Source organism: Pseudoflavonifractor sp. MCC625, from assembly GCF_018784545.1.
In the GTDB taxonomy this organism is placed as follows: domain Bacteria; phylum Bacillota; class Clostridia; order Oscillospirales; family Oscillospiraceae; genus Pseudoflavonifractor_A; species Pseudoflavonifractor_A gallinarum.
In genome coordinates, this window is the sequence record NZ_WQOJ01000029.1 from 1 (window position 1) to 1,928 (window position 1,928).

2 protein-coding genes and 1 pseudogene are annotated in these 1,928 nt (G+C 63.2%); all 3 read right to left on the bottom strand.

What is annotated here, in order from left to right; translation table 11 throughout:
- Positions 1-293: pseudogene (locus GPK94_RS07355) on the bottom strand (electron transfer flavoprotein subunit beta); the annotation flags it as partial.
- A gap of 21 nt (positions 294-314) precedes the next feature.
- Positions 315-1,457 (bottom strand): acyl-CoA dehydrogenase, encoded by a 1,143-nt coding sequence (locus GPK94_RS07360; protein ID WP_101692071.1) that lies wholly within the window; start codon positions 1,455-1,457, stop codon positions 315-317.
- Between the two features lie 21 nt (positions 1,458-1,478).
- Positions 1,479-1,928: 4-hydroxyphenylacetate 3-hydroxylase C-terminal domain-containing protein (locus GPK94_RS07365; RefSeq protein WP_276571507.1), on the bottom strand; the 450-nt coding region annotated here is incomplete at its 5' end.

The window sequence follows — 1,928 nt, forward strand, 5'->3', positions numbered from 1 at the left end:
GAGGTGGCGTAAGTATCGCTGCCGCCGAACTCACGGCCGGACACCAGCACGGCCTTGTCCGCGCCCATGGCCAGCAGCTCCCGCAGCATGCCCTCCGCGGGCGGGGGGCCCATGGAAACCACGGTCACTTCGCAGCCGGTCTCGTCCTTCAGCTTCAGGGCCGCCTCAATGGCGTTCATATCATCGGGGTTGGTGATGGTCGCCATGGACGCGCGGTCCATGGTGCCGTCCGCCTTCACCGCAACCTTACCGGAGGTATCCGGCACCTGCTTCACACATACGATTGCTTTCATAATTGCTCTGTCCCTCCGTTCTTACTTCAGGCCCATGTGGCTGGCGATCACGATCCGCTGCACCTCGCTGGTGCCCTCGTAGATCTCCGTGATCTTCGCGTCCCGCATCATCCGCTCCATGGGATAGTCCTTCGTGTAGCCGTAGCCGCCGAACATCTGCAGCGCCTTCGTCGTGATCTTCATCGCGTTCTCGGAGGTGAACAGCTTCGCCATCGCAGCCTCGGTGGTGAAGGGCTTGCCAGCCGTCTTCAGCGTCGCAGCCTGGTAGGTCAGCAGACGGCCAGCCTCGATCGCCACCTTCATGTCCGCGAAGGTGAACTGCGTGTTCTGGAACAGCGAGATGGGCTTGCCGAACTGCACGCGGTTCTTCGTGTAGTTGATGGCCTCTTCCACCGCGCCCTCCGCGATGCCCAGGCCCTGGGCCGCGATGCCGATGCGGCCGCCGTCCAGCGTCTGCATGGCGATCTTGAAGCCCTGGCCCTCCTTGCCCAGGAGGTTCTCCTTGGGCACGATGCAGTCGGTGAACACCAGCTCAGCCGTGGGGGAGCCGTGCAGGCCCATCTTCTCCTCGTGCTTGCCCACAGAGTAGCCGGGGAAGCTGCTCTCCACGATGAAGGCGGAGATGCCGCGGGTGCCCTTGCTGGGATCGGTCATGGCGAACACCACCGTCACGTCGGCCACATAGCCGTTGGTGATGAACACCTTGGAGCCGTTGAGCACATAGTGGTCGCCCTCCAGCACCGCAGTCGTGGTGCCCTTGGAGGCGTCCGAGCCAGCGTTGGGCTCGGTCAGCGCGAAGGCGCCCACCTTCCGGCCCTCGGTCAGCATCCGCAGGTACTTCTGCTTCTGAGCCTCGGTGCCGTTGCGCAGGATGGGATCGCAGCACAGACCGTTGTGGGTGGCCACGATGTCGCCCGTGGAGGCGCACACCTTGCTCAGCTCCTCCACCGCGATGGCCGCGCTCAGGTCGTCCGCGCCAGCGCCGCCGTACTCCTTGGGCACGCACATGCCCATCACGCCGTAACGGAACAGCTTCTCAATGTTTTCACGGGGATACTCGCAGGTACGGTCGGTCTCTGCCGCGATGGGCTTCACTTCGTTCTCCGTGAACTCGCGCACCATCTTCTGGACCAGCGCCTGCTCCTTGCTGAGATTGAACTCCATAATTCGGTTCGCCTCCTACCTTCAGTTCTTGTTGTCGTTATGGATGCCCGCAATGTTCCGGGCCAGCTGCTTCTTGCCCTCCATGTTGCACTGCCGGGAAATCATGATCCGCTGCGCCTGGGGAGAGCCGGCTCCGTGCATGGACTCCGTACGATAGCCAACCGCCGCGGCACCCAGGCAGATGTTCTCCAGGAAACGCATCACGCGCTGACGGTCCTCCGTGGACACACCGGGGCGGCCCTTGAAGAACTTGTTGCAGATCTCGCCGATGGTCTCGCCGTTCCGGCCCACCACCGTGCCGGACTTGAAGTCCGCCTCAGAGGGCATGGTCACCATCAGGCCGCCTGCCACATCTTCGGCCAGGCGCACGATCTCATAGGGGAAACGGGTCACGTTCTGCTTGCATACGTTGGCCAGCAGCAGGTCGATCTGGTAGTTGCCCGCCTTGGTCTGGAAGCCCTGGCTGGAGCA